Origin of the sequence: Microcystis sp. LE19-84.1B, from assembly GCF_027531875.1 — a bacterium.
Lineage (GTDB): Bacteria > Cyanobacteriota > Cyanobacteriia > Cyanobacteriales > Microcystaceae > Microcystis > Microcystis panniformis.
This window is the reverse complement of sequence record NZ_JAPZSR010000283.1, coordinates 1-1,786: the sequence shown is the minus strand read 5'-3', so window position 1 is coordinate 1,786 and position 1,786 is coordinate 1. Positions and strand designations below refer to the sequence as shown.

Annotated in this window: 1 protein-coding gene and 1 pseudogene; both read left to right on the top strand. The window is 41.3% G+C overall.

Annotated elements, in window-relative coordinates; genetic code table 11:
• Nucleotides 1-421 precede the first annotated feature (421 nt).
• Nucleotides 422-1,120: a choice-of-anchor K domain-containing protein gene (locus tag O9324_RS16155; protein WP_288140705.1), complete on the top strand. Its 699-nt coding sequence runs from the start codon at nt 422-424 to the stop codon at nt 1,118-1,120.
• A gap of 78 nt (nt 1,121-1,198) precedes the next feature.
• Nucleotides 1,199-1,285, top strand: a pseudogene (locus O9324_RS16150) (PEP-CTERM sorting domain-containing protein); the annotation flags it as partial.
• Between the last annotated feature and the right edge of the window lie 501 nt (nt 1,286-1,786).

The following is a 1,786-nucleotide window of genomic DNA, read 5'->3' as shown; positions in this document are numbered from 1 at the left end:
GTGAAATATTTACTGGGAAAGACTTTTAGGACTATTTTGCTGAAGAAACTATCAGTATAGACCCCGTTTCCACACAGAAACCAGAAGAGCCCAAACCCTACTCCTGCCTATTTTTCAAGCTTTTTCTCCTGTACTTAGGGTTTGCTGAATAATGGTAAAACCCTTTTAAAATAAGGCTTTTGACCTGTTAAAATCCGATGTTCATGCTGCGAAAATCGGATTGGGACCATCAAAAACCTTGCATTATCCTTTTTGTAGTACATAGGTTGGTACAAAAAAGAGAGGGCAACAAAGCCTGAAACTCCCGACTCCTGACTCCTGACGACCGGCTACTGACTCCTAACCCCACCAACAAACTTTTTGCCGCAAACCCTACTTAGGAGATTGTCACGAATACAGTTATTAAATCAAGAGAAACATCATGAACAAAAATGCCCGATTCGTTTTAGCAAGCATTATCAGCTTGCCATTTATTGCCCATTCTCCTGCCTTTGCAGGGGTTGTCTCAGGTACAGGGACAGTGACAGGCTATTTTGACAACCCCATCACGATCCCTGGCTCAGTATACACGGGTATCGGAACCAACACCATCGAATGGGGAACGCCTTTCAATGATTCATCTTTTACCAATATATTGTCCTTTATTCCTTCTGACTTTACCGATCAGCCCAAGGGTCAAGACTTTGTTGCAGGGCGCTTGTATTACCGTAATGGCACTATTTTTCTAGGCACTCAGATTGATGGGGTTGATCTGATAGTCAATACTACTTCCTCCGACCCAGATTTCACTCAAACATTGCCATTAAAAATCACGATTGTGAACACCCCAAATGTTGCCGATCCTATCGCTAGTGCAGATTTCATTTATTTTACGGATTTCCCCGATCGCGGTAGTTTCAGGGTACTAGAAGGAGAAGAGACCTATGTAGAAGTTATAACTCAGTTTAATTCCCTCGATCTTGTTGGTTTTGGAGACGTGGGTGATCCTTCCAAAGGATTTTTATCACCCAGTACCGGTCCAGATCCATTTCCAACGGTTCCAGAACCTTCCTCGATTCTGGGGTTATTGGCATTGGGTTTACTGGGGATGGGTTCAGTATCCAACAAGCAGCGAAAATAAGCCTTTTAAGGCTAGGGTGAGCGCATCTCAAACGCCATTGACAATTGTTAAGATACGCTCACCCTGACTGCCAGTAGTACGCAAATTACCGAACCTTCGGCAATTTTAGGATTATTGGGTTTAGGACTTTTGGGCATCGGTTCTCAATTCAAACAAAAACGATAAATTGAAAAGTGTGGGAATGGGATTTTTTCCATCCCCACCTGAGGAAAAACGCGCTCTAGAAACCTTCCAAATTTAACTCTTAATTTGAGTAAACAAATTTTTTTAAATTCCCTGGCAATTACTCAAAAAATTTGACATCTTATAGCGGACAGGTAAAAATAAAAAATTTTCTCTGCCAAGGTAGCGATCGATAGGATAATTGCTCATCGAAACATCTGCTCTGAGAATATGTCTCTCGATCGCCGTCAATTTCTTGATCTTTTAGGTGCTACCCTTGGCACAGCCACAGTAAGTTAAACTGATCACACAAAGAACTGATCGGCTTTTAGTGGCTTGAGAACAAGCTTTATCAATCTATTCATATAACTGGACTTCCCCCATACATAAATACTAAAAAATTAACAAAACCCTTACTGCAGGTCGCTTCTAAGAAAAAATTGAAAAGAGGCTACTGGGTACATTTTTTACTTGAAAATGGCTGTACCGTTGACTGTATCTGGA